The organism is Achromobacter deleyi, assembly GCF_902859705.1.
Lineage (GTDB): Bacteria > Pseudomonadota > Gammaproteobacteria > Burkholderiales > Burkholderiaceae_B > Achromobacter > Achromobacter deleyi.
Genome location: NZ_CADIJO010000038.1, coordinates 24,126 through 47,629, shown reverse-complemented (window position 1 = coordinate 47,629; position 23,504 = coordinate 24,126). Strand labels below are relative to the sequence as shown.

The 23,504-nt window shown below is 66.3% G+C and carries 24 protein-coding genes; 5 read left to right on the top strand and 19 right to left on the bottom strand.

All coding sequences use genetic code 11. The features are described from left to right. Window positions 1–147 precede the first annotated feature (147 nt). From HV798_RS29705 to HV798_RS29650, 12 genes are all read right to left on the bottom strand, one after another. Window positions 148–1,530 (bottom strand): replicative DNA helicase, encoded by a 1,383-nt coding sequence (locus HV798_RS29705; protein ID WP_175193926.1) that lies wholly within the window; start codon window positions 1,528–1,530, stop codon window positions 148–150. Next, window positions 1,527–2,366 carry an RIO1 family regulatory kinase/ATPase domain-containing protein gene (locus HV798_RS29700; RefSeq protein ID WP_025140263.1) on the bottom strand — a complete coding sequence of 280 codons (840 nt, stop codon included), beginning with the start codon at window positions 2,364–2,366 and terminating at the stop codon, window positions 1,527–1,529. Before HV798_RS29700 ends, HV798_RS29705 begins: the two co-directional genes overlap by 4 nt. Before the next feature lie 143 nt (window positions 2,367–2,509). Further along, window positions 2,510–2,965, bottom strand: a complete 456-nt coding sequence (gene rplI, locus HV798_RS29695; protein ID WP_175193925.1) for a 50S ribosomal protein L9 — start codon at window positions 2,963–2,965, stop codon at window positions 2,510–2,512. Window positions 2,966–2,979: 14 nt separating this feature from the next. Next, a complete protein-coding gene (gene rpsR, locus HV798_RS29690; protein WP_006218308.1) occupies window positions 2,980–3,252 on the bottom strand; it encodes a 30S ribosomal protein S18 in 273 nt (90 codons plus the stop codon). A 107-nt stretch (window positions 3,253–3,359) separates the two neighbouring features. Then, window positions 3,360–3,683, bottom strand: a complete 324-nt coding sequence (gene priB, locus HV798_RS29685; RefSeq protein WP_025140261.1) for a primosomal replication protein N — start codon at window positions 3,681–3,683, stop codon at window positions 3,360–3,362. A gap of 50 nt (window positions 3,684–3,733) precedes the next feature. Further along, entirely contained in the window at window positions 3,734–4,108 is a 375-nt protein-coding gene (rpsF, locus tag HV798_RS29680) for a 30S ribosomal protein S6 (RefSeq protein ID WP_006393715.1), read from the bottom strand. Window positions 4,109–4,285: 177 nt separating this feature from the next. Then, window positions 4,286–5,209, bottom strand: a complete 924-nt coding sequence (locus HV798_RS29675) for a DUF817 domain-containing protein (RefSeq protein WP_175193924.1) — start codon at window positions 5,207–5,209, stop codon at window positions 4,286–4,288. An 8-nt stretch (window positions 5,210–5,217) separates the two neighbouring features. Beyond that, the gene (folE2, locus tag HV798_RS29670; protein ID WP_006393713.1) at window positions 5,218–6,015 is read right to left on the bottom strand and encodes a GTP cyclohydrolase FolE2; all 798 of its coding nucleotides are present in this window, start codon (window positions 6,013–6,015) and stop codon (window positions 5,218–5,220) included. Window positions 6,016–6,202: 187 nt separating this feature from the next. Then, entirely contained in the window at window positions 6,203–8,065 is a 1,863-nt protein-coding gene (dxs, locus tag HV798_RS29665; RefSeq protein ID WP_175193923.1) for a 1-deoxy-D-xylulose-5-phosphate synthase, read from the bottom strand. A gap of 53 nt (window positions 8,066–8,118) precedes the next feature. Further along, complete coding sequence (locus tag HV798_RS29660; protein ID WP_175193922.1) at window positions 8,119–9,030, bottom strand: polyprenyl synthetase family protein; 912 nt, start codon at window positions 9,028–9,030, stop codon at window positions 8,119–8,121. Window positions 9,031–9,037: 7 nt separating this feature from the next. Further along, window positions 9,038–9,304: an exodeoxyribonuclease VII small subunit gene (locus HV798_RS29655; RefSeq protein WP_025140256.1), complete on the bottom strand. Its 267-nt coding sequence runs from the start codon at window positions 9,302–9,304 to the stop codon at window positions 9,038–9,040. A gap of 82 nt (window positions 9,305–9,386) precedes the next feature. Continuing rightward, the gene (locus HV798_RS29650; RefSeq protein WP_175193921.1) at window positions 9,387–10,241 is read right to left on the bottom strand and encodes an IclR family transcriptional regulator; all 855 of its coding nucleotides are present in this window, start codon (window positions 10,239–10,241) and stop codon (window positions 9,387–9,389) included. An 89-nt stretch (window positions 10,242–10,330) separates the two neighbouring features. On the opposite strand from HV798_RS29650, the gene HV798_RS29645 reads away from it, so the two are divergent. From HV798_RS29645 to HV798_RS29635, 3 genes are all read left to right on the top strand, one after another. Continuing rightward, window positions 10,331–11,302: a Bug family tripartite tricarboxylate transporter substrate binding protein gene (locus HV798_RS29645; protein ID WP_175193920.1), complete on the top strand. Its 972-nt coding sequence runs from the start codon at window positions 10,331–10,333 to the stop codon at window positions 11,300–11,302. A gap of 169 nt (window positions 11,303–11,471) precedes the next feature. Beyond that, on the top strand, window positions 11,472–12,482 hold the full coding sequence (locus HV798_RS29640; protein ID WP_175193919.1) for an acyltransferase: 1,011 nt from the start codon (window positions 11,472–11,474) through the stop codon (window positions 12,480–12,482). 283 nt (window positions 12,483–12,765) lie between these two features. Continuing rightward, window positions 12,766–13,914, top strand: coding sequence for an aromatic ring-hydroxylating oxygenase subunit alpha (locus HV798_RS29635; RefSeq protein WP_175193918.1), 1,149 nt, complete (start codon window positions 12,766–12,768; stop codon window positions 13,912–13,914). Between the two features lie 96 nt (window positions 13,915–14,010). Here the strand turns inward: HV798_RS29635 and HV798_RS29630 are convergent, their stop codons facing one another. From HV798_RS29630 to HV798_RS29610, 5 genes are all read right to left on the bottom strand, one after another. Further along, window positions 14,011–15,141, bottom strand: a complete 1,131-nt coding sequence (locus tag HV798_RS29630) for a TIGR03364 family FAD-dependent oxidoreductase (RefSeq protein WP_175193917.1) — start codon at window positions 15,139–15,141, stop codon at window positions 14,011–14,013. A 70-nt stretch (window positions 15,142–15,211) separates the two neighbouring features. Further along, entirely contained in the window at window positions 15,212–16,234 is a 1,023-nt protein-coding gene (locus HV798_RS29625) for a putative 2-aminoethylphosphonate ABC transporter substrate-binding protein (protein ID WP_175193916.1), read from the bottom strand. Window positions 16,235–16,345: 111 nt separating this feature from the next. Continuing rightward, on the bottom strand, window positions 16,346–17,167 hold the full coding sequence (gene phnX, locus HV798_RS29620) for a phosphonoacetaldehyde hydrolase (RefSeq protein ID WP_175193915.1): 822 nt from the start codon (window positions 17,165–17,167) through the stop codon (window positions 16,346–16,348). 26 nt (window positions 17,168–17,193) lie between these two features. Further along, entirely contained in the window at window positions 17,194–18,999 is a 1,806-nt protein-coding gene (locus HV798_RS29615) for a putative 2-aminoethylphosphonate ABC transporter permease subunit (RefSeq protein WP_025140248.1), read from the bottom strand. Beyond that, the gene (locus tag HV798_RS29610; protein WP_246289294.1) at window positions 18,977–20,107 is read right to left on the bottom strand and encodes a putative 2-aminoethylphosphonate ABC transporter ATP-binding protein; all 1,131 of its coding nucleotides are present in this window, start codon (window positions 20,105–20,107) and stop codon (window positions 18,977–18,979) included. Before HV798_RS29610 ends, HV798_RS29615 begins: the two co-directional genes overlap by 23 nt. 149 nt (window positions 20,108–20,256) lie before the next feature. Between HV798_RS29610 and HV798_RS29605 the strand changes: the two genes are divergently transcribed. Both HV798_RS29605 and HV798_RS29600 read left to right on the top strand, forming a co-directional pair. Then, window positions 20,257–21,120 (top strand): LysR family transcriptional regulator, encoded by an 864-nt coding sequence (locus tag HV798_RS29605; RefSeq protein ID WP_025140246.1) that lies wholly within the window; start codon window positions 20,257–20,259, stop codon window positions 21,118–21,120. A gap of 50 nt (window positions 21,121–21,170) precedes the next feature. Next, window positions 21,171–21,740, top strand: coding sequence for a phosphonate degradation HD-domain oxygenase (locus HV798_RS29600; RefSeq protein WP_025140245.1), 570 nt, complete (start codon window positions 21,171–21,173; stop codon window positions 21,738–21,740). A 12-nt stretch (window positions 21,741–21,752) separates the two neighbouring features. Here the strand turns inward: HV798_RS29600 and HV798_RS29595 are convergent, their stop codons facing one another. Both HV798_RS29595 and HV798_RS29590 read right to left on the bottom strand, forming a co-directional pair. Beyond that, window positions 21,753–22,604: a sulfurtransferase gene (locus HV798_RS29595; protein WP_175193914.1), complete on the bottom strand. Its 852-nt coding sequence runs from the start codon at window positions 22,602–22,604 to the stop codon at window positions 21,753–21,755. A 36-nt stretch (window positions 22,605–22,640) separates the two neighbouring features. After that, window positions 22,641–23,495, bottom strand: a complete 855-nt coding sequence (locus tag HV798_RS29590; protein WP_025140243.1) for a DMT family transporter — start codon at window positions 23,493–23,495, stop codon at window positions 22,641–22,643. Between the last annotated feature and the right edge of the window lie 9 nt (window positions 23,496–23,504).

The following is a 23,504-nucleotide window of genomic DNA, read 5'->3' as shown; positions in this document are numbered from 1 at the left end:
GTTCAGACAGATACCGCCGGACAGCGTCCAGCTTGAACTGCTCGTCGTACTTTGCCATGCAAAAAACCCCCGAAGGTTGGATCAAAGTCCAACTTTCGGGGGTCAGTTCACCAGGCGCGGTTTTTTATTGGCAGAAAGCGGCAGCGATCAGTACATGTCCTTGGGCTGCGCGCCCGAGAAGTTCAGGAAGCGCGTGCTGGAACCCTGGAAGGTCAGGCGCACCGTGCCGATCGGGCCGTTACGCTGCTTGCCGATGATGATCTCGGCCGTGCCCTTGTCCGGCGAATCGGGGTTGTAGACCTCGTCGCGGTAGATGAACAGGATCACGTCGGCGTCCTGTTCGATAGCGCCGGATTCGCGCAGGTCGCTCATCACGGGACGCTTGTTGGGACGCTGTTCCAGGCTTCGGTTCAGCTGCGACAGCGCGATCAGCGGGCAGTTCAGCTCTTTGGCCAGGCCCTTGAGCGAACGGCTGATTTCCGACACTTCGGTGGCGCGGTTTTCGCCCGAACCGTTACCCGACATCAGCTGCAGGTAGTCGATGATGATCAGGCCAAGCTGGCCGCACTGACGCGCCAGACGGCGCGTGCGCGCGCGCACTTCCATCGGGCTGAGCGCGGGGGTTTCGTCGATGTAGACCTGCGCGTCCTGCATGAGCTGCACGGCGTGGGTCACGCGCGGCCAGTCTTCGGCGATGAGCTTGCCGGTCCGCATGCGGTGCTGGTCGAGCAGGCCGACCGAACCCAGCATACGCATGGCCAGCTGCACGGCGCCCATTTCCATGGAGAACACGGCCACCGGCAGGCCCTGCTCGATGGCCACGTGTTCGCCGATGTTCATCGAGAACGAGGTCTTGCCCATGGACGGGCGTCCGGCCACGATGATCAGGTCGCCGCCCTGCATGCCCGAAGTCATTTTGTCCAGGTCGGTGAAGCCCGTGGGCACGCCGGTCACGTCGGAGCTGCCTTCGCGATGGTAGAGCTCGTCGATGCGCTCGACCACCTGCGTGAGCAGCGGCTGGATTTCCTGGAAACCGGCGGCGCCGCGCGCGCCTTCCTGGGCGATCTGGAACACCTTGGACTCGGCTTCGTCCAGCAGCTGGCGCGCTTCCTTTCCCTGCGGGTTGAGCGCGGCCGACGAGATCTCGTCGGCAATGGACACCAGCTTGCGCAGCATGGCGCGCTCGCGCACGATCTCGCCGTAGCGGCGGATGTTGGCGGCCGACGGCGTGTTGTGCGCCAGCGCGTTCAGGTAGGCCAGGCCGCCGGCGTCTTCGGCCTTGCCGGCGCTGATCAGCGATTCGTTGACCGTGATGACGTCGGCCGGACGCGCCAGCCCGATCAGGCGGGCAATGTGGTGCCAGATCAGCCGGTGGTCGTGGCGGTAGAAGTCTTCTTCGACCAGCACGTCGGCGATGCGGTCCCAGGCCGAATTGTCGAGCAGCAGGCCGCCCAGGACCGACTGCTCCGCCTCGATGGAATGAGGGGGAACGCGCAGGTATTCGAGCTGGGGATCGGCGGGTGTATTCATGGCTTCAATAGTAACGGCTGCAGGATATCCGCGACGCGGAAAAATCCCTGCACATCGCGCGACGGCAGGCGACCCAGCAGGGGGCGCAGGGGCGTGGCGATGAAAGTCAGCACCCGGGTCAGGCGGCGCAGGCGGGCCTTGACCTCGGGGTCGGGGTTGCATTCGAAGTAGACCTCTAGCGCCAGTTTACCCAGCGTGCGGCCCACGTCATCGGGCAATTTACGCAACGACGCCAGCGAGGCCAGCATCTGGAACAGATCATAGGCCTGGGCCAGCGGACGCGACAGCGTCGAGCCGATGTTCTCTTCGAAATCGATACGCCACAGCTCGCCGTCCTGCAAGGTGATGTTGCGGATCTGGGCGCCACCGTGCCACAGCCCGCGGGCGTGGAAGGCCGCCAGGTCGGCTGCGGCCGCGCGGGCCAGCCACAGGCGCGAGGTAGTGTCTTCGTTGCGGATCAGGTCGGCCAGGTCTTCGCCCACGAATTCCAGGACGAGCAGGCCCTGTTCCTGCCACCACACTTCAGGCACGCGGCAACCGGCCTGCAGCAGCTGCTGCAGGCGCCGCGCCTCGTGCTCCAGGCCATTGCGCAACAGCACGCCAGGACGCGGAAATTCGCCCAGGAACAGCTTGCAGCCCACGCCCAGGAACAGCGCCCGCACATAGCGCAACGCATAGCTGACACCGCGCGCAAAGCTGGGGCGGCGGCGTTTGATGATGCAGCGCACGCCATCGATGGTCGCATCCCGCACCGACGGCTCGGTCTCGGCGTTCAGGCTGTCGAGCCAGGCGCGCAATCCGGCAGGCGCATTGTGGTGGACGGGCGGCTGGGTCAAAAGGTCCTCTGTACAAAACAGCGTGCGACAGGCGTGCAGCCCGAAAGACTACACGCAAATGTCCACGGGCAAAGGCGGTAAAAGCATGGCAAAAAGAAAAAAAGCCGGCACGCGGGCCGGCTTTTTTTACCGCGAAGTCCGGATTAGGACAGTTCGCCTTCGATCAGCACGGTGATGTCGACAACGACGTCGGCGTGCAGAGCGACCTGGATCGGGAATTCGCCGACGGCCTTCAGCTGGCCATTGGGCAGACGCACTTGCGCCTTCTCGATGCCTTCGAAACCGGCCTTCTTCAGACCTTCGGCGATGTCGGCGTTGGTGACCGAGCCGAACAGGCGACCGTCGACGCCGGCCTTCTGGGCGATCTTCAGCTGGAAGCCGTTGACGCGCTCGCCCAGGGCTTGGGCAGCGGCCAGCTTCTCGGCCTGGACCTTTTCCAGTTCAGCGCGGCGGGCTTCGAATTCCTTCAGGGCGGCGTCGGTTGCGCGACGGGCCTTCTTCTGGGGGATCAGGAAGTTGCGGGCGTAGCCATCACGCACGCGAACGACTTCGCCGAGGTTACCCAGGTTGACGACTTTTTCGAGCAGAATAACTTGCATTTCAGTGCCCCGGATTAGTTGTGGTTGTCGGTGTAAGGCAACAGGGCCAGGAAGCGCGCGCGCTTGATGGCGGTGTCCAGCTGGCGCTGGTAGATTGCCTTGGTGCCGGTCAGGCGAGCCGGGATGATCTTGCCGTTTTCTTGCACGAAGTCGCGCAGGGTGTCCAGATCCTTGTAGTCGATCTCTTCGACGCCGGCTGCGGTGAAGCGGCAGAACTTACGACGCTTGAAGAGCGGGTTCTGCTGCGTGAATTTGCGTTTTTCTTTGCGTTTTCCGAAGAAAGCCATGATATGTGCCTCTATGTTTGAGGGGACCGGTTCAGCCCTTTTCGGGTCCGATTCCCCATAACCTATCCGTATTCAGAAGGCGCTCTCGCGCCCGTTGCCCTTTCCCGTCAAGCCACCAGCGGATCGCGTCCTGCGCTGCCGCTGATCTTGCGTGCCTGCTGCAGATGCAGCTTGAACTTCACCGAGTCCTTGCGGACGGGGGCCAGAAACCCCTGCACCTGCAATTCGGACCCCAGCGCCGTTCCTTTCAACAGCAACGCCAGATCGCCCAGTGCCACGGCCGAGATCGTCAGTTCCACACGGCGCGGATGGCCGGCTTCGATGACCTCGGATTCGTGCGCCAGCACCATTTCCAGTGCGGGCAGGCCGGCGGGAGTGTGGCGCAAAGGCTCGCATTCGAGAACGCGGGCGCTGAGTTCCAGCTTGTTCATCCTGCCAGGCACCAAGGGGACTTCATGGGTGGGCTCTGCGTGAGCCCTGCTTACTCGGCCTGAGCCGCGACAGCTTCCGCCGAAGCCTTGCGGGCTTCTTCACGCTCGACCGACTTCATCATGATCGAGGGAGTGGTCTGGGCCTTCTTGGTCTTGATGACCAGGTGGCGCAGCACGGCGTCGTTGTAGCGGAACGAGTGTTCCAGCTCATCCAGCGTGGCTTGGCCGCACTCGATGTTCAGGCAGACGTAGTGAGCCTTGACGAGCTTCTGGATCGGGTAGGCCAGTTGACGGCGACCCCAGTCTTCCAGGCGGTGAACCGAGCCGCCTTGGCCCGTGACCAGCGCTTGGTAACGCTCGACCATGGCGGGCACTTGCTCGCTTTGGTCGGGGTGAACGATAAACACTACTTCGTAGTGACGCATGAGTAAAACTCCTTGAGGATGTCTTGCAGGCCGTTTTCCAGTGCTTTCTCTATCACTGGTCTTTTGCTTCAGACTTGGCTTGCAAGGGGCAGCCCGCTACCCAAAAAGCATGGGTGGTCGAGCAAGAAAGCTCTCGATTATCACCGATCGGGCCTGTCGATGCAAGCCGCAGCCGGGTCAAGAAATGGGGGACGCGTTATTCGGCCCGCCCTGCCCCACCGGTTGCGGCGCATCCGCAACGCCGATGGCTTGGGGCCGGCTGACGAGACTGACCATCACGTAGCTGATGATCATGAGCAGGAACCAGGACCCGAGCTTGGCGATGGACACCATCTGCCAGACCTGGGCCTGGCTGGGATAGCGCCACGCGTTGGCAAAGGTGCCGATGTTCTCGGCGAACCAGATGAACAGCGCCACCAGCACAAAACCCAGCAAGAGCGGCATGCGCCGATAGTCGCGCCAGATGCGGAAATACACCCAGGTGCGCGCGAACAGCACCGCGGTCAGGCCGAACAGCGCCAGTCGAAAATCAGGGACAAAATGGTGCGAGAAGAAATTCACATAGATCAGCACCGACAGCACCACCGTGGCGGCCAGCGGCGGATGGGCCCGGAAGCGAAAGTCGAACAGGCGCCAGACGCGTGCCAGGTAGCTGCCGACCGCCGCATACATGAAACCGGTGAATAGCGGCACGCCGCCGATGCGCAGCACGCTGGCCTCGGGGTAGATCCAGGACCCCGCCGCCGTCTTGAACAGTTCCATGCCGGTGCCCACCACATGGAACATCAGGATGACCTTGGCTTCGCTCCAGGTTTCCATGCGCAGGGCCAAGAGCGCAGCCTGGATGCCCAGCGCGGCCAAGGTCAGGAAATCGTAGCGGGCGAGCCAGGCGTTCTGCGGATACCACCAGTGCGTGGCCAGCAGCAAGGCGCACATCAGGCCGCCGAACAGGCAGGCCCAGGCCTGCTTCACACCGAAGCGGAAGAACTCATATAGGGCCAGGCCAAAACGGCCGCGGCCGGCCAGATTTCCGGCCAGCCGCGCTTCCCAATCCGCCAGTCTCGCGATGAGCGGCCAGTCGGTGGCCGCCGGATGACTCACGGCAGGGCTCAGCCTTCCACGACGGCGTAAGCCGAGTGGTTGTGGATCGATTCGAAGTTCTCGGCCTCGACGCGGTAGCGGGCGATGCCGGGGTGGGCATTCAGGCGAGCCGCCACGTCGCGCACCAGGTCTTCGACGAACTTGGGGTTGTCGTAGGCGCGTTCGGTGACGTATTTCTCGTCGGGGCGCTTGAGCAGGCCCCAGAGCTCACACGAGCCTTCGTCTTCGATCAGGCGGATGACGCCGTCCATGCTGATGTCGGATTCCAGGATGGCCGAGACCGTGACGTGCGAACGCTGGTTGTGCGCGCCGTACTCGGAAATGGCCTTGGAACACGGGCACAGGCTGGTCACCGGCACCTGCACGACCAGTTCGAATTCGACCTGGTCGCCCTGGGCGCGTGCGATCCACTGGACTTCGTAGTCCAGCAGGCTTTGCACACCGGAGATCGGGGCGGACTTGTTGATGAAGTACGGGAAAGCGGCCGTGATGTCGCCGCGTTCGGCGTGCAGCAGCGGCAGCATGTCGGCAGCCATGGCGCGGAACAGCGTCGGCGTCATGGGGGTGCTGCGGTACTTTTCGAGCAGGGCCACGAAGCGGGACATGTGCGTCCCTTTTTCTTCGGGCGGCAGCGCCACCGTCAGGGTCCAGTTGGCCACGGTGCCCTGGGGCGAACCGTCGGCGTTCTCGATGAGCATGGGATGGCGCACGCCACGGATACCCACGCGCTGGATCGGGATGTGCCGCGTGTCCGCCGAGCTCTGGACGTCGGGCATCACGATGGCGGGGTCGATCGGAGAATTCATGTCGGCTTACCTGTCTGGGCAACGAGCGTGGCGTAAGCACGCAGACCCAGTAATCTTTAAGAGGGGCCCATTATCGCCCAAAGTCCAACGAGCGCCAGGGAAAACCCTTTCATTCGTAGGCCGACGGGGCCGGAACACAGTGTTTCGCCAGGCGGGCCAAATACGGCGTGGACCCGCCCGACGGATGTCAGCCCAACAGCGCGGCGTAACGGGCGCGGATCGATTGCTCGATGCCCGCGGCATCCAGGCCGATACCGGCCAGGAGCGCCATCTGGTCGCCGTGGTCGATGAATTCGTCCGGGAAGCCCAGTTGCAGGACAGGAATCAGCACGCCTTCGGCGCTGAGCACTTCCAGCACGGCGCTGCCGGCCCCGCCCATGACCGAGGCGTCTTCGATCGTGACCAGCGCGTCGTGGCGGCTGGCCAGGTCCAGGATCAGGGCTCGGTCGATGGGCTTGACGAAGCGCATGTCGGCCACCGTGGCATCCAACTTTTCAGCGGCGGCCAGCGCGGGCTGCACCAGGGTGCCGAAACCCAGGATGGCGATCTTGCGGCCTTCGCGGCGCACCACGCCGCGGCCGACCTCGACCGTGTCCAGGCCGGGCGCTTCGGCGGCACCGCAACCCGCGCCACGCGGATAGCGCACCGATGCCGGGCCGGGGTACTGATAACAGGTGGACAGCAGCAGGCGGGTCTCGGCCTCGTCGGACGGGGTCGCGACCACCATGTTGGGCACGCAGCGCAGGAAGGCGGTGTCGTAGTTGCCCGCATGCGTGGCGCCGTCGGCGCCGACGATGCCGGCGCGGTCCAGCGCGAACGTGACGTCCAGGTTCTGCAAGGCGACGTCGTGGATGAACTGGTCGTAGCCGCGCTGCATGAAGGTGGAATAGATGGCCACCACGGGCTTTTGCGCTTCGCAGGCGATGCCGGCGGCGAAGGTCACGGCATGCTGCTCGGCGATGCCGACATCGAAGTAGCGCAAGGGGAAGCGCTTTTCGAATTCGACCAGGCCGCTGCCCTCGCGCATGGCGGGGGTGACGGCGACCAGGCGGGAGTCCTGTTCGGCCATGTCGCACAGCCAGGTGCCGAACACCTGGGTGAACGTGCGCTTGCCCGGCGCCTTCGACTGCTGGATACCGACGGCCGGATCGAACTTGCCCGGGCCGTGATACAGCACCGGATCGGCTTCGGCCAGCTTGTAGCCCTGCCCTTTCTTGGTGACCACGTGCAGGAACTGCAAGCCTTGCAGCGCCTTCAGGTTCTGCAACGTGGGAACCAGCGCATCCAGGTCGTGGCCATCGATGGGACCGACGTAGTTGAAGCCGAATTCCTCGAACAGCGTGGCGGGCGTGACCATGCCTTTGGCGTGTTCTTCGAAGCGTCGCGCCAGTTCCAGCACCGGCGGCACGTGCTGCAGCACGGCGCGGCCGACGTTCTTGGCGGCCGCGTAGAAACGGCCGGACATCAGGCGGGCCAGGTAGCGGTTCAGCGCCCCCACCGGCGGCGAGATCGACATGTCGTTGTCGTTCAGGATCACCAGCAGGTTGATGTTGGGCGTGACGCCGGCGTTGTTCATGGCTTCGAAGGCCATGCCCGCCGACATGGCGCCGTCGCCGATGACGGCGATGTGCTGGCGTTGCACGCCCGCGTTGCGCGAGGCCACCGCCATGCCCAGCGCCGCCGAGATCGAGGTGGACGAATGCGCCGTGCCGAAGGCGTCGTACTCGGATTCGCTGCGCTTGGGAAAGCCCGAAATGCCGCCCTGCTGGCGCAGATTGGCCATGCCGCCGCGGCGGCCGGTCAGGATCTTGTGCGGGTAGGACTGATGGCCCACGTCCCAGACGATGCGGTCATGCGGCGTGTCGAAGACCTGGTGCAGCGCCAGCGTGAGTTCCACGGTGCCCAGGTTCGACGACAGGTGGCCGCCGGTCTTGGAGACCGACTCCAGCACGAAGCCGCGCAACTCGTCGGCCAGCCGCTTGAGCTCGCGACGATCCAGGCGCTTGAGGTCTGCCGGGGATTGAATGCGGTCCAATAAATCTGTCGTCATGCTTGTATGGGGTTCGTTTGCCCGGCCTGCAGCCAGCCCGGACGGATCACGGTTCAGCGGTCTCGAAGGACGATGAAATCTGCCAGCTGGGCCAGGCGCGCGCCGGCATCGCCCAGCGGTTCGAGCGCGGCCAGCGCGGTCTCGCGCAGTTCGCCAGCGAAGACGCGGGCCTCGTCCAGGCCCAGCAGCGACACGTAGGTGGGCTTGTTTTCGGCCGCGTCCTTGCCCGGGGTCTTGCCCAGGCTGGCGGAATCGGCCGTGACGTCAAGAATGTCGTCCACCACCTGGAAGGCCAGGCCCATGGCCTGCGCATAGACGTCCAGCGCCTGGCGCGAGGCCGAGCTGGCGCCCGCCACGATGCCGCCCAGCGCCACGCTGCAGGCCAGCAAGGCGCCGGTCTTCAGGCCGTGCATGGTCTGCAGTTCGTCGCGCGAGAGCGCGCGGCCGACGCTGAAAAGATCAATGGCCTGGCCGCCGGCCATGCCCTGGCTGCCCGCGGCGCGCGCCAGCGACTGGGTGGCCTGCACGATCAGCGCGGGCGCGATCGGCATGGACGCCAGCAGGTCGAAGGCCAGGGGCTGCAAGGCGTCGCCGGCCAGCATGGCGGTGGCTTCGTCGAATTGCACATGGGTGGTGGGACGGCCGCGGCGCAGGACGTCGTCGTCCATGCAGGGCAAGTCGTCGTGCACCAGGGAATAGGCGTGGATCAGTTCGACCGCGGCCGCGGCGCGGTCCAGCGAGGCCTCGACGGCCAGCACGCTGCCGCTGACGGGGCAGGCCTGGCCTGCGGCGTAGACCAGCGCGGCGCGCACCCGCTTGCCGCCGCCCAGGACGGCGTAGCGCATGGCTTCGTGCAGGCGGGCGGGCATGGCGTCGGCGGGCGGCAGCAGATCGTCGAGCACGTCTTCGATGTGCCGCACACGACCTTGCAACCACTCGGGGAAAGCGAGTTGAGTTTGCTTCATCCGATTCTTATTCGTCATCCAGCGCCGCCGGGTCCAGGGGGCGCAGCAAATCGCCTTCCAGAACCTTGACCTGCTGTTCAGCCTGGGCCAAGCGGTCCTGGCAGACCCGCGTCAGCGCTACGCCACGCCGGTAGGCGGTCAGCGATTGCTCAAGCGGCAACGAGCCGTCTTCCATGGCCGCGACCAGCGATTCCAGTTCGGCCAGCGCCGTTTCGAAATCCTGGGGCAAGGGACGGTCGCCGGTCTGCGGATCGGCTTGTGTGGGTTTGGCCAAACGGGTCTCCGAGGGCGCTAGGGGTGGATCAATCCGTGAATTGTACGAGATACCAGGACCACGCCCCGACGCGCCGTGCTGCTCAGTCGGACGACCCCGCCAGCCCCGCGATGGCGGCACGCAATGCGGGCGCCACCTGCGTGCGCAGACCGGCTTCGGGCAAGAGGCCCGCGGGGCCGCCGCAGCTCATGACGAACACGCCCTCGCCCGTGACGGACGTGAACGGCACGGCGACGGCATTGATGCCGGACTGCCATTCGCCAATGGCAAAGCAGCAGCCGGTGTCGGCCAGTTCGATGCGCGCGCGTTCGATCGCGGCCGCCGCGGGCGCGGCCGCGCCCAGGCGATCCAGCACGTCGGCGCAGGCAGCGGGCGGCAGGCTGGCCAGGTAGGCCCGGCCCATGGCGCTGTCCAGGCTGGCGCGGTAGCCCACCGGCAGCCGCAGATACAGGGCGGACGAGCCGTGGATGGCCTCGACGTAGGTCATGGCGTCGCCGTCGAACGCGCCCAGCGCGACCGCACCGCCCGTTTCCCGCGCCAGGTCGGTCATGGACGCCTTGGCCAGTTCGCGCACTTCCAGCCCGGCCAGGAGGCCAAAGCCCAGGGCCAGCACGCCATAGCCAGGCGAATACTTGCCGGTGTCCGGGTGGTAGCGCAGGTAGCCCAGCTCGGTGAGGGTGTAGGTGATGCGGCTGATGGTGGGCTTGGGCAGGCCGGTCAGGCGCGCCAGGTCCAGGTTGCCCAGCGCGGCCACGCCGGGCCGAAAGCAACGCAGGACTTCCAGGCCACGCGCCAGCGCGGTGATGAAGTCGGGCGACACCGGCCCTTCGCCCACGGCGCCGGCCCGCTTGCGGCGGGCGGGGGCGCTCAATTCCAGCTTCTGATCGGGCTTGGCGGCGGGATGGGGAATGCGCTTGGGGTCAGAAAAAGATTGCATTTCTATTCGCTTCGTTTTTATAGTTTATTTCGAATGACAAAACTAAATTCCAATATACGGAATATTAATAGCGATTTCAAGGGGAAAACATGATTCGCAAACGCTACAAATTCCTGGCCGCCCTGCTGCTCGGCGTGGCCGCCCTGGGCAGCGCCCAGGCCGACACCTATCCGTCGCGCCCCATCAAGGTCGTGTCGCCCTTCCCGGCCGGCGGCGCCACCGACGTGCTGACCCGCGTGCTGGCCGAACGCATGGCCAAGACGCTGGGCCAGCCGATGATCGTCGAGAACAAGGCCGGCGCCGGCACCTCGATCGGCGCCGCCTTCGTGTCGCGCGAACAGCCGGACGGCTACACCATCCTGATGGCCACCAACTCCACGCTGGTGACCAACCGCTATCTGTATAAAGAACTGCCCTACGATCCCGATGGCTTCGCGCCCATCGGCATGGTGGGCATCGGCCCGCTGGTGCTGCTGTCCAGCCCCAAGCGGCCGTTCAACAGCACCCAGGACATCGTGGCCTATGCCAAGCAGAACCCGGGCAAGCTGACCTTCGCCACGTTCGGCGCCGGCACCTCGTCGCACCTGGCGGGCGAGCTGTTCAAGGAACGCGCGGGCATCGACATCCTGCACGTGCCGTTCAAGGGTGCGACCCAGGCGCTGCCGGCCCTGATCAGCGGCGACGTGGACCTGTTCTTCGACATGGTCGCCACTGGCATGCCGCAGGCCGAGGCCGGCAAGGTCAAGGTGTTCGGCATCACCAGCGCCACCCGCCTGGCCACCGAACCCAACCTGGCGACGCTGGCCGAACAGGGCTACCCGGCCTTCGACATGACGGCCTGGTTCAGTTTCGTGGCCCCGAAGGGCACGCCCGCGCCGGTGCTGGACAAGCTGCAGACGGCGCTGGCCGAGACCCTGAAGGACGAAGCGGTACGCAAGCGCCTGCTGGACATGGGCATCGATCCGCGTTCCGGCACCGCCGCCGAGCTGGACAAGCAGGTCAAGACCGAACAGCCGATCGTGTCGCAACTGATCAAGCACGCCAACATCGTGCTGCAGTAAGCCGGACCGCGACAAGGCTGTCCGCGCGATCTTCTGAAGACGGGCCGCGGTTTCCTGAAAAAACAGGCCCTAACGCCTGGAAACAGAAGCCGCGCCGCCCCGGCTGCTAAGGTGAAAAACGAAGGCGGGCGCCGCGCCCGCCCCCGTTACACCAACGCCCGGGAGCCCGATGCCACTGACCGATGACCGCTACGCCCGACTGGATGCCGCCCGTTGGCTGGCCGCCGCCGCGGTGGTGCTGCTGCACAGCGCCGCCCTGATCGTCAGCGAACCATCGGCCTACGGCCACGGCGCCTGGCTGGCCGCCAACCTGTACGATTCGGCGGCCCGCTGGTGCGTGCCGGTATTCGTGATGGTCAGCGGCGCACTGCTGCTGGACCCTTCTAAACCGCAGGACGCACGCCGCTTCTACACCCGGCGCATGGCGCGGATCTGCGCGCCGCTGGTGTTCTGGACCCTCTTCTACCTGCTGTGGCGCAGCGGCCTGGACTGGTGGGATGACGGCCGGGTGGACTTTTCCTTCTGGCCCCGCAAGGTCGCCCAGGGCGAGCCCTACTACCACCTCTGGTATCTCTACATGATCGTGGGCCTGTACCTGTTCGCGCCCCTGGTGCGCGCGCTGTACGTGCGCAGCACGCCGCAATCGCGTTCGTTGTGGGTGGTGGGCATCCTGGGGCTGGCAATCCTGGAGGCGCTGTATCGCCGCGCACTGGGCGCGCAGCCCGGCTTCTTCCTGACCTGGTTCCTGCCCTACCTGGGCTATTTCGTGGCGGGACGCCAGATCTTCGACGGTGAAATGCGCGTGCCGCGCCCCGGCTGGGTGCTTGCCGCCAGCGTGGCCGCCACGGCCCTGGGCGTGCACCTGATGTCCAGCGGCCGCACGCTGGACACCTATTTCTACGACTACTTCAGCTTGACCGTGCCGTTCATGTCACTGGCAGCGTTTCAATGGATCGTCTCGTCGCCCCGGGTGCCACGGCTGGCCGCGCTGGCGCCGCTGACCTTCGGCGTGTACCTCATCCACCCGGTGTTCCTGGACCTGGCCCATCGCGCCGGGGCCTTTACCGGCGGACGCAACGACGCCTGGACCGTGCCGCTCCTGACCCTGGCGGTGTTCGCCCTGTCGGCCGCCAGCAGCTGGCTGCTCAGGCGCCATCCGGCCACGCGCAGGCTGGTCTGAAAAACCTATGCCGCGTAGGGTTAATCGGCTTTTGCGCAGGGTCAAATCGGCGCGCCCGGATCTTCACTAAGCTTCACCGATCTTCACGGGCGTGGGGGATGGGGTTGGGGTACAATTTGCGGCCCCAAGCTCAAGCCGTGCCGGCTTTTTATCGCCGGGCCGCCCCCGAGAAAGACGCCCCCAATGAGGGGCATCCAGCCAAAGGCAGCCAGCCCACCGGCATTGAACCCAACGATGTGGGCGCGGCTTTTGGGGGGAAATATTCATCCGAGCGGAGGGAATCATGACCGACATCGGTCGGATGGCACATGTTGTGCCAGCTCGCACCCAGCTACCCGTCAGTGCTTATTTTGACGAAGCCCTCTTTGCCCGCGAGCAAGAACTCATTTTCAAGCAATCCTCGCAGTACGTCGGCCACCAGAAGCTGGTGCCGGACGTCGGGGATTGGCGTACGTTGGCCCAGGAAAGCGGAGGGCGCGTGCTGGTTCGCAACCAGCAAGGCGTTGAACTCATCTCAAATGTCTGCCGCCACCGCCAGGCATTGATGCTGGGCGGCCAGGCCGGCGACGTCACGGGCACCTGCAATTCGCACGGCAACCTGAAGGCCACCGGCGGCAACATCGTCTGCCCGCTGCACCGCTGGACGTACAACAGCCAGGGTGAGCTGCTGGGCGCGCCGCAGTTCGACACGACGCCCTGCATGAATCTGCAGAAGTTCCGCCTGCGCGATTGCCACGGCCTGCTGTTCGAAGGCCCGCGCGATCCGGCCGCCGACATGGCGCCGCTGTTCTCGCGGCCCGAGTTCGACTTCGGCGACTACGTGCTGGACCACGTCGAAGTGCACCAGTGCAACTACAACTGGAAGACCTTCATCGAGGTCTATCTCGAGGACTACCACGTCGGCCCGTTCCATCCGGGCCTGGGCCGCTTCGTCACGTGCGACGACCTGACCTGGGAGTTCAACGACTGGTACAGCCTGCAGAAGGTCGGTGTGCACAACGCGCTGGCGCAGCCGGGTTCCGACGTCTACAAGCAATGGCACGATCGCCTGCTGTCGTTCCGCGAGGGCGACGCCCCGGATTTCGGCGCGGTCTGGGTCACGTATTTCCCGACCCACATGATCGAGCTCTATCCGCACGTGCTGGTGCTGTCGACGCTCTACCCCAAGAGCCCGCAGGAAACCGTGAACGTGGTCGAGTTCTACTACCCCGAGGAAATCGCCGCCTTCGAGCGCGAGTTCGTCGAGGCGCAGCGCGCGGCCTACATGGAAACGGCCATCGAAGACGACGAGATCGCCGAACGCATGGACGCCGGCCGCAAGGCGCTGATGCTGCGCGGCGTGAACGAAACCGGCCCCTACCAGTCGCCGATGGAAGACGGCATGCAGCACTTTCACGAGTGGTATCGCCGCATCATGCAAGAACGGCTGTAACGCCCCCCTTCATGAAAAAAGGCCTTGCGATCGCAAGGCCTTTTCTTTGGGGGCGAGGTCTCGGGCGGCCGCTGGCGCCGCCGCCCGGCAATCGCGTCAGCGTCCCAGCACGCCTGCCACGGTGCGCTCGCCGATGGCCAGCCCGACCGTCATGCCCACGCCCGAATGCATCACCGCCACCGTCGTGGCCGTGTCCACCGGCAGCACCGAGAACGGCGCCGGGCCGTGCGTGCCATACACGCCCTGCCAGCGCTCCAGCACCCGCAGCCGTGCGCCCAGCGCCTGCGAGGCCAGGTCCAGCATGGCGTCGTCGACGGCTTCGTCATTGAACGGAAACGCGTCCTGGCCATAGCGATGCGAATCGCCGATGATCAGCTCGCCATGCGGCGTGGGGCTGATCAGCAGGTGGATGCCGTTTTCCAGCAGCATGGGGCTGCGCGCCTGGATCACGTCGCGCAGCGCCAGCGCCGACGGCAGGTCGGAAAACGCGCCGTAGTGCACGCAGGACAGGCCCGTCAGCAGCGGCCGGTCCAGCGCCATGGGACGCGTCTCGAAGGCGGCGCGCAACATCTGCAGGCGCGTCACTTCCAGGTTCAGCGGCGCAAAGTGCTCGGGCAGCAGCGTCAGGTAGTCGTGGCCCGGGCAGACGAACACGTGCGAGCCCGCGAAGTCGCCCGCGGTGGTCGCGACCTGCCCCTGCTCGACGGCGCGCGCCAGCGTGCCGGTGATGAATTGCACGCCCAGCGATTCGGCCAGGTAGCGGGTGATCGCGGGCAGCGCTTCACGCGAATAGATCTGCAGGTCGTCCTGGCCATGCAGCGCGGCGCAGTGATGCGCCAACTGGCCGTCGTACAGCTTGGCCACTTCGCGGCCCGACAGCAGTTCGGCGCGATAGCCTTCCTGGCGCAGGCGGGTCTGGGCGAATTCGTCCAGCACCTCGGCCTCGTCGGCATTGCGCGCCAGCACCAGCGCGCCGTTGGCGCGAACATGGAACTGCGCCTTGTCGGCCAGTTCCAGCCACAGCTCGCGCGCCTGCTGGGCATGCGACAGCATCATGCCCGGCGCCTGGCCGGTAACGATGACCTGGCCGAAGTTGCGGATGGTGGCGCCATGCGCCTGGCGGCTGCGCTCGATCACGGCCACGGACAGGCCGCGCTTGGCGGCCGCCCAGGCGTGCGCGATGCCGAGCATGCCCGCGCCGACCACGATTACGTCGAATTTTTTCATCTGAATAGCAATGCGAGAAGACTGGCGGGGGAAGCGCCCGCGGGCGCTTCCCGGCTTGCGGCCCGAAGGCTTACTTCTTCTTGGGCTCGGACTTGCCGTCGTAGCGGCGGGTCCACTCGGCGATGATGCGTTCGCGGTTGGTGGCAGCCCAGACGAAGTCGTTCTTGATCATGCGCTTGGTCAGATCGGCCGGCAGGTTGGGGTTGGACGTGGCGATCGAGGGAATCGCGAGCACGGCGAAGTTGGCCTTGTACAGCTCGTTGGCTTCGCGGCTGGCCGAGAAGTCAGCCAGCTTGCGCGCGGCTTCCAGGTTCTTGGTGCCCTTGACGATGGCGGTGGCTTCGACTTCCCAGCCCAGGCCTTCCGACGGGAACACGGCTTCGACCGGAGCGCCGTCGGCCTTCAGCTTGGCGGCGCGGTAATCGAACGAGACGCCGATCGGGAACTCGCCGGCGGCAGCCATGTTGCAAGGCTTCGAACCCGAGTGCGTGTACGAACCGATGTTCTTGTGCAGGGCGTCCATGTAGGCCCAGCCCTTCTCTTCACCGAAGATCTGCAGCCAGGCGCTGACGTCCAGGAAGCCCGTGCCCGACGAGGCCGGGTTCGGCATGACGATCTTGCCGGCGTAGACCGGCTTGGTCAGGTCTTCCCACGAGGTGGGCTTGGGCAGCTTCTGCTTTTCGGCTTCGACGGTGTTGAAGCAGATGGCGGCGGCAAAGCCGTCCATGCCGACCCAGGTGGGCTCGGCCTTGGCATCACGCATGTTGGCGGCGATCTGGTCCAGGCCCTTGGGGGCGTAGGGCTGCAGCATGCCTTCCTTGTCCATCAGGCCCAGCGAGGTGCCGGCCAGGCCCCAGATCACGTCGGCCTTGGGGTTGTTCTTCTCGGCCAGCAGCTTGGCAGTGATGATGCCGGTGGAATCACGGACCCACTGGATCTTGATGTCGGGATTGGCCTTTTCGAAGGCGGCCTGGTAGACCTTGATCTGGTCCGCTTCCAGCGCCGTGTAGACGGTCAGCGAGGTTTCGGCGGAAGCGGCGCCCATCGTGCCCATCAGGGCGGCGGCCAGTGCAAGCAGCTTGAAGCGATTCATGAGGAAACTCCGTGGGTGAGCGGAAAAAAGCGTGAGTCGGGTCGCCACGGCGGGCCGATGCCAGCCGCGGTGCAGTGCGAAAAAGGGTTCAACGGTCGTTCGGCGGCGGCCTCAGGGACGCTGCCCCGCCGCCAGGCGGGTCTCGATATCGGCGATGACGCCGGGCAGGTCCGCCACGGTGTCGATCAGGTAATGGGGGGCGGCAGGCGCCAGTTCCTGGCTGGCGCGCTCGCGCGCCTGCTGGCGGCCGGCGTCATCCAGGCTCAGGTATTCATCCAGCGTCAGGCCGGCGGCATTGCCGGACAGCAGCAGGCCGACGGTCCACATACCGGCGCGGCGGCCCTCTTCGATGCCGGGGGCGGTGTCGTCGACCTTGATGCAGCCAGCCACGTCGGACAGGGCCAGTTCCACCACGTTCTTGAGCGCCATGGCGGGCGCCGGGCGGGCGCGTGGCACGTCGTCGCTGGCCACGATGCAATCGGGTTCCAGGCCTTCGCCCGCGGCGCGTTCCACCACGCGGCGCATCACGCTGGCGGGGTAGCCCGAGCACGAACCGATCTTCAGGCCGCGCTGGCGCAGCGCGCGCAGCAGCTCGGCCGCGCCAGGGATGGCGGCCGAATACTGAGCCACCTTGTCCAGCTGCATCGGCAGGAAGCGCTCGTAGATGGCGGTCACGTCGTCATCGGTCGGCAGGCGGCCGAACTGGGCCTGATACTGCTGGGCGATGACGGGCTCGTCGCACAGGGCGCGGATGTGGTCCCACTTGCCCACGCCCATCGGCCCGCGGGCCTGCTCCAGCGTCACGTCCATGCTGAACTGCGCAAAGGCATCGACGAACACTTTGGTGGGCGCGAAAGAACCGAAGTCCACCAGCGTGCCGGCCCAGTCGAAAATCACCGCTTCCAGGCGGACGGGCAAGGGCGAAACAGTCATGAGGGTCTTCCTTCAGAAATAGGCAATCAAAGGGCGGCGGGACGGCGCCAGGCCTGGCTGCGCGCCACCAGGGCACGGCTGGCCAGGTGCAACGCCAGCGCCGCGACCGCCGAGCTGGCCATGATCACGGTGCACATGGCGGCGGCCGGGCCGATGAAGCCGGCGTCGTCCATGTTCAGCACCGCGACGGCGGCCAGCACCGTGTTCGGGCTGTACAGGAACACCACGGCCGACACGGTCGTCATGGCGGACACGAACAGGTAGCGCGCCACATCCAGCGCGGCGGGCAGGCACATCGGCAGCGTCACGCGGACGAACGTGGTCAGGCGCGGCACTTTCAACGAGGCGGACGCGGCTTCGAATTCCGGGTCCAGCGCGTTCAGCGCGGTCGCGGCCGTGAGGTGGGCGCTGGTATAGAAGTGCACCACCGTGCACAGCACCAGCAGCGGCATCGTGCCGTACAGCAGGTTCAGCGGATTGGCGGGGCTGTTGAAGAAGAAGATGTAGCCCAGGCCCAGCACCAGGCCCGGCACGGCCATCGGCATCAGCGCCAGCATGCCGACGGTGCCGCGCAGGCCGCGCGCCACTGCGCCGCGGGCCGGCACCTTTTCCATCATCCAGGCGCCCAGGAACACCACCACGGTGCCCAGCACGGCCGTGCAGAACGCCAGTTCCAGACTGTTGCGCCAGGCCAGCCAGCCGCCGCCGTCCATGTTGTCGAAGTCGTACGAACGCAGTGACATCGACAGGTTGTAGGGCCACATCTTCACGAACGAGGCCCACACGGCCACGCCGATGATCAGCAGCAGGAAACCCGCCATGACGCCGGCCAGCAGCAGGAAGGCCGCATCGCGCCGACGGTTGACGCCGGCCGCGTAGGGCTGGGCGCGGCCACTCATCTGGGCGCCCTGGCGGGCACGCAGGCGGCGGTCCAGCACGAAGGTCAGCACCGCGGGCAACAGCAGCAGGATGCCGATGGCGGCGCCCTTGGGGAAGTTCAACTGGCCGACCACGGCCTTGTAGGCTTCCATCGCCAGCACGTTGTAGTCGCCGCCCACTACCTTGGGCACGCCGAAGTCGGTGACGGTCAGCGTGAACACCACGCAGCAGGCCGAGAACACGGCATAGCGCGTGCCGGGCAGCGTGACCGTCATGAAGGTGCGCAGCGAACCCGCGCCCATGGCGCGCGCCGCGTCGTACAGGCGGCCGTCGGCCAGCGTCAGGCCCGTCAGCAAAATCATCAGGGCGTGCGGAAAGGTGTAGAAGACCTCGCCCGCCACGATGCCCCAGAAGCCATAGATGGTGGCCCCGCCGAACAGGCCCTTGAGCAGGCCCTGGTTGCCCAGCAGGTACACCAGCGCAATGCCGGGCAGCAGCGACGGCGCCAGCAGCGGCAGCAACGCGATGGTGCGCAAGAGGCCCTTGCCGGGAATGCGGCTGCGGGTCAGCGCATAGGCAAAGGCGTAGGCGCACGGCACCACCAGCATCATGGTGACCGCGCCCACGGTCAGGCTGCGCCCGACCATGGCGAGAAAGCCATCGGCGCCGATGATGCCCAACACCACCGACAGGCCGGCCCAATCGCCATTGCCGTCGGTGACGGACTTGACCAGGATGGCCGCCAGCGGCAACGCCAGGAACAAAAGCAGGAACAGCGCCAGGGCGGCCTGCCCCAGCGTCAGGCCCAACCGGCCGATCCAGCCCGGCAGGGGCCGGCGGCCCAGCGGCGAGGCGGCGGCCAAAGCAGCAGGAACAGCGGGGGCGGCGGCGGGCGCGGGCACGGCGGGGGCGCTGGCGGGCACGGCGGAATCAAGCGTAGGCGCGAATCGCATGGCGCGGCAGCTCCACCCAGCAACGGCTGGCAGCGTGAGGGCCCAGCAAGGCGTCTCCGGTTTCGGGGGATACGATCGAATGCACCGTGGCGCCGGGCACGCCTTCCAGGCGCAGCGCCAAGCGGTAGCCGCGGCCCAGGAACACGCCGTCCAGCACGTCGGCCAGCATGGTGTTGGGTTCTTCGGGGCGCGCCACGCTCACGCGCACCGCTTCGGGGCGCACGAACAGCTTGCCGACGTTGCGCTCCAGCGCCTCGTCCACCGCCAGTTCCTGGCGGCCGACCCGGGCACGGTGGGCGTCGATGCGTTCGAACGGCAGCCAGTTGGCCTCGCCGACGAAATCGGCGATGAAGGCCGAACCTGGCTGGCGATACAGTTCGCGCGGCGTGCCGAACTGCTCGATGACGCCGCCATTCATGACCGCGATGCGGTCGGCCATCACCATGGCCTCTTCCTGGTCGTGCGTCACCATCAGCGTGGTGATCGACAGGCGCTTTTGCAGGGCGCGCAATTCGATGCGCAGGTGCTCGCGCACCCGGGCGTCCAGCGCCGACATCGGTTCGTCCAGCAGCAACAGCGACGGCGACGGGGCCAGCGCGCGGGCCAGCGCCACGCGCTGCTGCTGGCCGCCGGAGATCTGCCCCGGATACTTATTGGACGCGCCGGCCAGGCCGACCAGCGTCAGCATTTCCTCGACCCGGTCGGCCACGTGCTTGCGGTGGGCGCGCTTGCCGCTCAGGCCGTAGGCCACGTTCTGGGCCACGGTCAGGTTGGGAAACAGCGCGTACGACTGGAACAGGATGCCGTAGTCGCGCTCTTGCGGCTCGGCATGGGAAATATCGCGGCCGGACAGCAGGATCTTGCCGCTGTCCTGGCGTTCCAGCCCGGCGATGGCGCGCAGCAAGGTGGTCTTGCCGCAGCCGGACGGCCCCAGCAGGCACACCAGCTCGCCCGCCCGGATATCCAGGGACACATCAGACAGCGCCGTGTGGGCGCCGAACCGCTTGACCAGGTTGCTGACCGACAGAAAGCCCCCGCGCTGCGCTCCGCTCTGGGGCGAAGCGCCCGTCGGAGTAGTGTCTGTATCGCGTTGGGGCTGTAGGGGCATGGTGCCTCCGGTCTGGGAACGAAGGCAGTATGGAAGCGGCGTATTGAGTGTTTATGACACTTCGCGCAAATGCAGTAATAAAAACATCAAATTATTTTGGTGTACTGGCGGTCTTGCGCATTGCGTCCATTACCAGGCCCCAGAACACCGTGCTCGTCGCCGAACTGAAATCCTTCTATGCCGTGGCTCGCTGCGGCACCGTCACCAAGGCCGCCGCCCAGCTGGGCGTGAGCCAACCCACGGTGACGGGGCAACTGCGCCAGTTGGAATCGCGCTATGGCGTCGAACTGTTCCACCGCCAGGGCCGCGGCATGCGCCTGTCGGACGCCGGCCACAGCCTGATGCCCATGGTGGAAAAGCTGGTGCAGCAGGAAACCGAGATCGATTTCCGGCTGCGCGACGCCAGCGACCTGCGCGAAGGCAATCTGCGAGTCGGCGCCACCGGCCCCTTCTACATCATGGATACCGTGCGGCGCTACAACCAGCGCTACCCGGGCATCGACCTGACGGTGACCATCGGCAATTCGCAAAGCATGCTGCAGGCGCTGCATGACTATCGCATCGAGATTGCCACGTCGTCATTTCTGATGGATGACAAGCATCTGTATCGCCGCTTGATTGCGGCGGACCCGATCCGCGTGGTCACCCACCGCGACCACCCGCTGGCCCGACGCGGCCAGGTGGCGCTGGCGGACCTGGCCGACCACGCGCTGCTGCTGCGCGAGCCCGGTTCGATGACCCGCCAATTGACGGAAGACGCCCTGCAGGCCGCCGGCGTCAGCGTCAAGCGCACGCTGGAGATCGGCAGCCGCGAATCGATCCGCCAGGCGATCCTGTGCGAACTGGGCATCAGCCTGATCCCGTCGCGCGAAATTCCGTCCCATCCCGATCTGGTCGCGCTGGACATCCAGGGCGCGGACATCGTGATGCATGAATACCTGTACTGCCTGCGCGAGCGCCAACCGGTGCAGCTTATCGCGCGCTTTCTGGAGATGGCGCCGGCAGCCGGCTGATCCAAGGATCACTGCCCGCCTCTTCCCCTTGCGGCCACTAGGAGACAAACATGGCCTTGACCTTGCAGGACATCGAACAGCTTTTCCTGGAACGCGGGCACCGTTCCTATCATGGCGAATCCGTCAGCCATCTGCGGCACGCGCTGCAGACCGCGGCGCTGGCCGAGCGCAACGGCGCCAACGCGCCGCTGATCACGGCCTGCCTGTTGCATGACCTGGGCCACCTGATCGCCGATCACCCGGGCACCCCCACCCTGCGCGGCGTCGACGACAAGCATCAGTATTTCGTGCTGCCGTTCCTGCGCGGGCTGTTCAGTTCGGCCGTGCTCGACCCGATCCGGCTGCACGTGGAGGCCAAACGCTACCTCTGCTACGTGGAGCCGCAGTATGAAGCGTCGCTTTCGCAGGATTCGAAGCGCAGCCTGGCGCTACAGGGGGGCAGCTTCGATGCGGGCCAGGCGGTGGATTTCGCCAGCATGCCGGGCGCGCCGGATGCGATTCGGCTGAGGCGCTGGGACGACATGGCCAAAGTGCCGGGCCTGGCCACGCCGCCGCTGGACCACTTCCTGGAGATCGCCGAAAGCGTCTCGGGCCGGGTCAAGCTGGCGGCGGTCTGGTAAGACGAAAGGCGCTTATTCGCCCTTGGCCACCGGCCGGGACGGATCGCTGCACCATTCGCTCCAGGACCCCGGGTACAGGCGCGAACCGGACAGGCCGGCGATTTCCATCGACAGCAGGTTGTGGCAGGCGGTGATGCCCGAGCCGCACTGGTGCACGATGGCCTTGGGATCGCGGCCGTCCAGCAAGGCCGTGAATTCCTCGCGCAGCACGGCCGCGTCCTTGAAACGGCCGTCGGCTTGCAGGTTCTGGCCGTTCGGCCGGTTCAAGGCGCCAGGGATGTGGCCGGCCACCGGGTCCATGGGCTCGACCTCGCCGCGGTAGCGGTTGGCCGCGCGCGCATCGATCACCGTGAAGGCGGGCTGGGCAATGTTGTCCAGCACGGCTTTCGCGTCCACGCTGCCCACCAGCGGCGCACCCGGAGCCACGGGTGCGCCCGGCTGCACGGGGGACGCGGGTTCGGTGGCGGTGGGCAGGCCCGCGGCCACCCAGGCCTGCCAGCCGCCGTCCAGCACCGCGACCTGGTCGTGGCCCAGCCAGCGCAGCATCCACCACAGATGGGCGGCGTACATGCCGCCGCTGGCGTCGTAGGCCACCACCAGGGTCTGGGGCGTCACGCCGTGCGCGGCCATCAGTGCACCGAATTCGGCGCGGTCAGGCAGCGGATGGCGGCCGTTCTTGCCGGTGCGCGTCGCCGCCAGCTCGGTTTCGTGGTCCAGGTAGCGGGCGCCGGGAATGTGACCGGCGGCATAGGCTTCGCGGCCGGCGGCGTGATTGGTCAGGTCGTGGCGCACGTCGAACACGCGCACGTCCGCGGCGCCAAGGCGCGCGGCCAGGTCGGCTGCGGAAATCAGGGTCGTCGTCATCAGGCAGGCTCCTTTCGCTTCTTCGGATTCGCGGCATCAGGCCGGCTTGGGGTCGCGCATGGTGCGCCAGACCGACAGCAGGCCCGCCGAAATGATCAGGCCCATGCCGGCCCACGCCAGGCCATCCAGGGTGTCGCCCCAGAAACCCATGCCGATCAAGGCCGCGAAGATAATCGTGCTGTATTGCAGGGCAGCGGTCAGCAGCGCCGACCCCATGCCGAATGCGCGGGTCATGGCCAACTGGCCGAACAGGCCCGCCACGCCCACCCCCATGAGGGACGCATAGCCCGTCCAGTCGGCGTGGCCCCAGCCCTCGAAGCCCAGGCCGGCGAAGCTGGAGACGCAGACGGCCACCGAGAAGAATAGGACGGTGCGCCATTCGGGTTCACCGATGCGGCCCAGTTGGCGAATCTGCATCATGGCGATGGCGGACATGGCGCCCGCGCCCAGGCCCAGCAGCGCAGCCAGCCACTGGTCTTCGTTGATGCTGGGACGCAGCACGGCGATCACGCCCAGGAATCCCAGCGCCACGGCGGCAATGCGCACCGGATCGCGCTGCGCCCCGCCCCACCCCAGCATCCAACAGGCGATGAACAGCGGCGCCGTGTAGTTCAGGCTGGTGGCGGTGGCCAGCGGCAGGTGGGCAATGGCGAAAAAGCCCAGCCACATCGAGGTGACGCCGGACAGGTTGCGCCAGATGTGCAGCTTCCAGCTGGTGGGAATGATGGATTGGCGGCCGGCGCGGGCCCAGAGCAGCAGCAAAATGACCGAAGGCAAGCCGCGGAACAACACCACCTGCGGCAGCGACGCGCCGTGCTCGGTGCCCAGTTTCACGAACGAGCCCATGACGGCGAACATGGCGGACGCCAGCAACATCCAAAGTGCCTGCATGGGGGGATT

Bases quoted from the DNA above. Each gene is read 5' to 3' on its own strand.
- HV798_RS29705 (WP_175193926.1), bottom strand. From the start codon at position 1,530: ATGAATACACCCGCCGATCCCCAGCTCGAATACCTGCGCGTTCCCCCT.
- rplI (WP_175193925.1), bottom strand. From the start codon at position 2,965: ATGCAAGTTATTCTGCTCGAAAAAGTCGTCAACCTGGGTAACCTCGGC.
- rpsR (WP_006218308.1), bottom strand. From the start codon at position 3,252: ATGGCTTTCTTCGGAAAACGCAAAGAAAAACGCAAATTCACGCAGCAG.
- priB (WP_025140261.1), bottom strand. From the start codon at position 3,683: ATGAACAAGCTGGAACTCAGCGCCCGCGTTCTCGAATGCGAGCCTTTG.
- rpsF (WP_006393715.1), bottom strand. From the start codon at position 4,108: ATGCGTCACTACGAAGTAGTGTTTATCGTTCACCCCGACCAAAGCGAG.
- folE2 (WP_006393713.1), bottom strand. From the start codon at position 6,015: ATGAATTCTCCGATCGACCCCGCCATCGTGATGCCCGACGTCCAGAGC.
- dxs (WP_175193923.1), bottom strand. From the start codon at position 8,065: ATGACGACAGATTTATTGGACCGCATTCAATCCCCGGCAGACCTCAAG.
- HV798_RS29660 (WP_175193922.1), bottom strand. From the start codon at position 9,030: ATGAAGCAAACTCAACTCGCTTTCCCCGAGTGGTTGCAAGGTCGTGTG.
- HV798_RS29650 (WP_175193921.1), bottom strand. From the start codon at position 10,241: ATGCAATCTTTTTCTGACCCCAAGCGCATTCCCCATCCCGCCGCCAAG.
- HV798_RS29645 (WP_175193920.1), top strand. From the start codon at position 10,331: ATGATTCGCAAACGCTACAAATTCCTGGCCGCCCTGCTGCTCGGCGTG.
- HV798_RS29640 (WP_175193919.1), top strand. From the start codon at position 11,472: ATGCCACTGACCGATGACCGCTACGCCCGACTGGATGCCGCCCGTTGG.
- HV798_RS29635 (WP_175193918.1), top strand. From the start codon at position 12,766: ATGACCGACATCGGTCGGATGGCACATGTTGTGCCAGCTCGCACCCAG.
- HV798_RS29630 (WP_175193917.1), bottom strand. From the start codon at position 15,141: ATGAAAAAATTCGACGTAATCGTGGTCGGCGCGGGCATGCTCGGCATC.
- HV798_RS29625 (WP_175193916.1), bottom strand. From the start codon at position 16,234: ATGAATCGCTTCAAGCTGCTTGCACTGGCCGCCGCCCTGATGGGCACG.
- phnX (WP_175193915.1), bottom strand. From the start codon at position 17,167: ATGACTGTTTCGCCCTTGCCCGTCCGCCTGGAAGCGGTGATTTTCGAC.
- HV798_RS29615 (WP_025140248.1), bottom strand. From the start codon at position 18,999: ATGCGATTCGCGCCTACGCTTGATTCCGCCGTGCCCGCCAGCGCCCCC.
- HV798_RS29610 (WP_246289294.1), bottom strand. From the start codon at position 20,107: ATGCCCCTACAGCCCCAACGCGATACAGACACTACTCCGACGGGCGCT.
- HV798_RS29600 (WP_025140245.1), top strand. From the start codon at position 21,171: ATGGCCTTGACCTTGCAGGACATCGAACAGCTTTTCCTGGAACGCGGG.
- HV798_RS29595 (WP_175193914.1), bottom strand. From the start codon at position 22,604: ATGACGACGACCCTGATTTCCGCAGCCGACCTGGCCGCGCGCCTTGGC.
- HV798_RS29590 (WP_025140243.1), bottom strand. From the start codon at position 23,495: ATGCAGGCACTTTGGATGTTGCTGGCGTCCGCCATGTTCGCCGTCATG.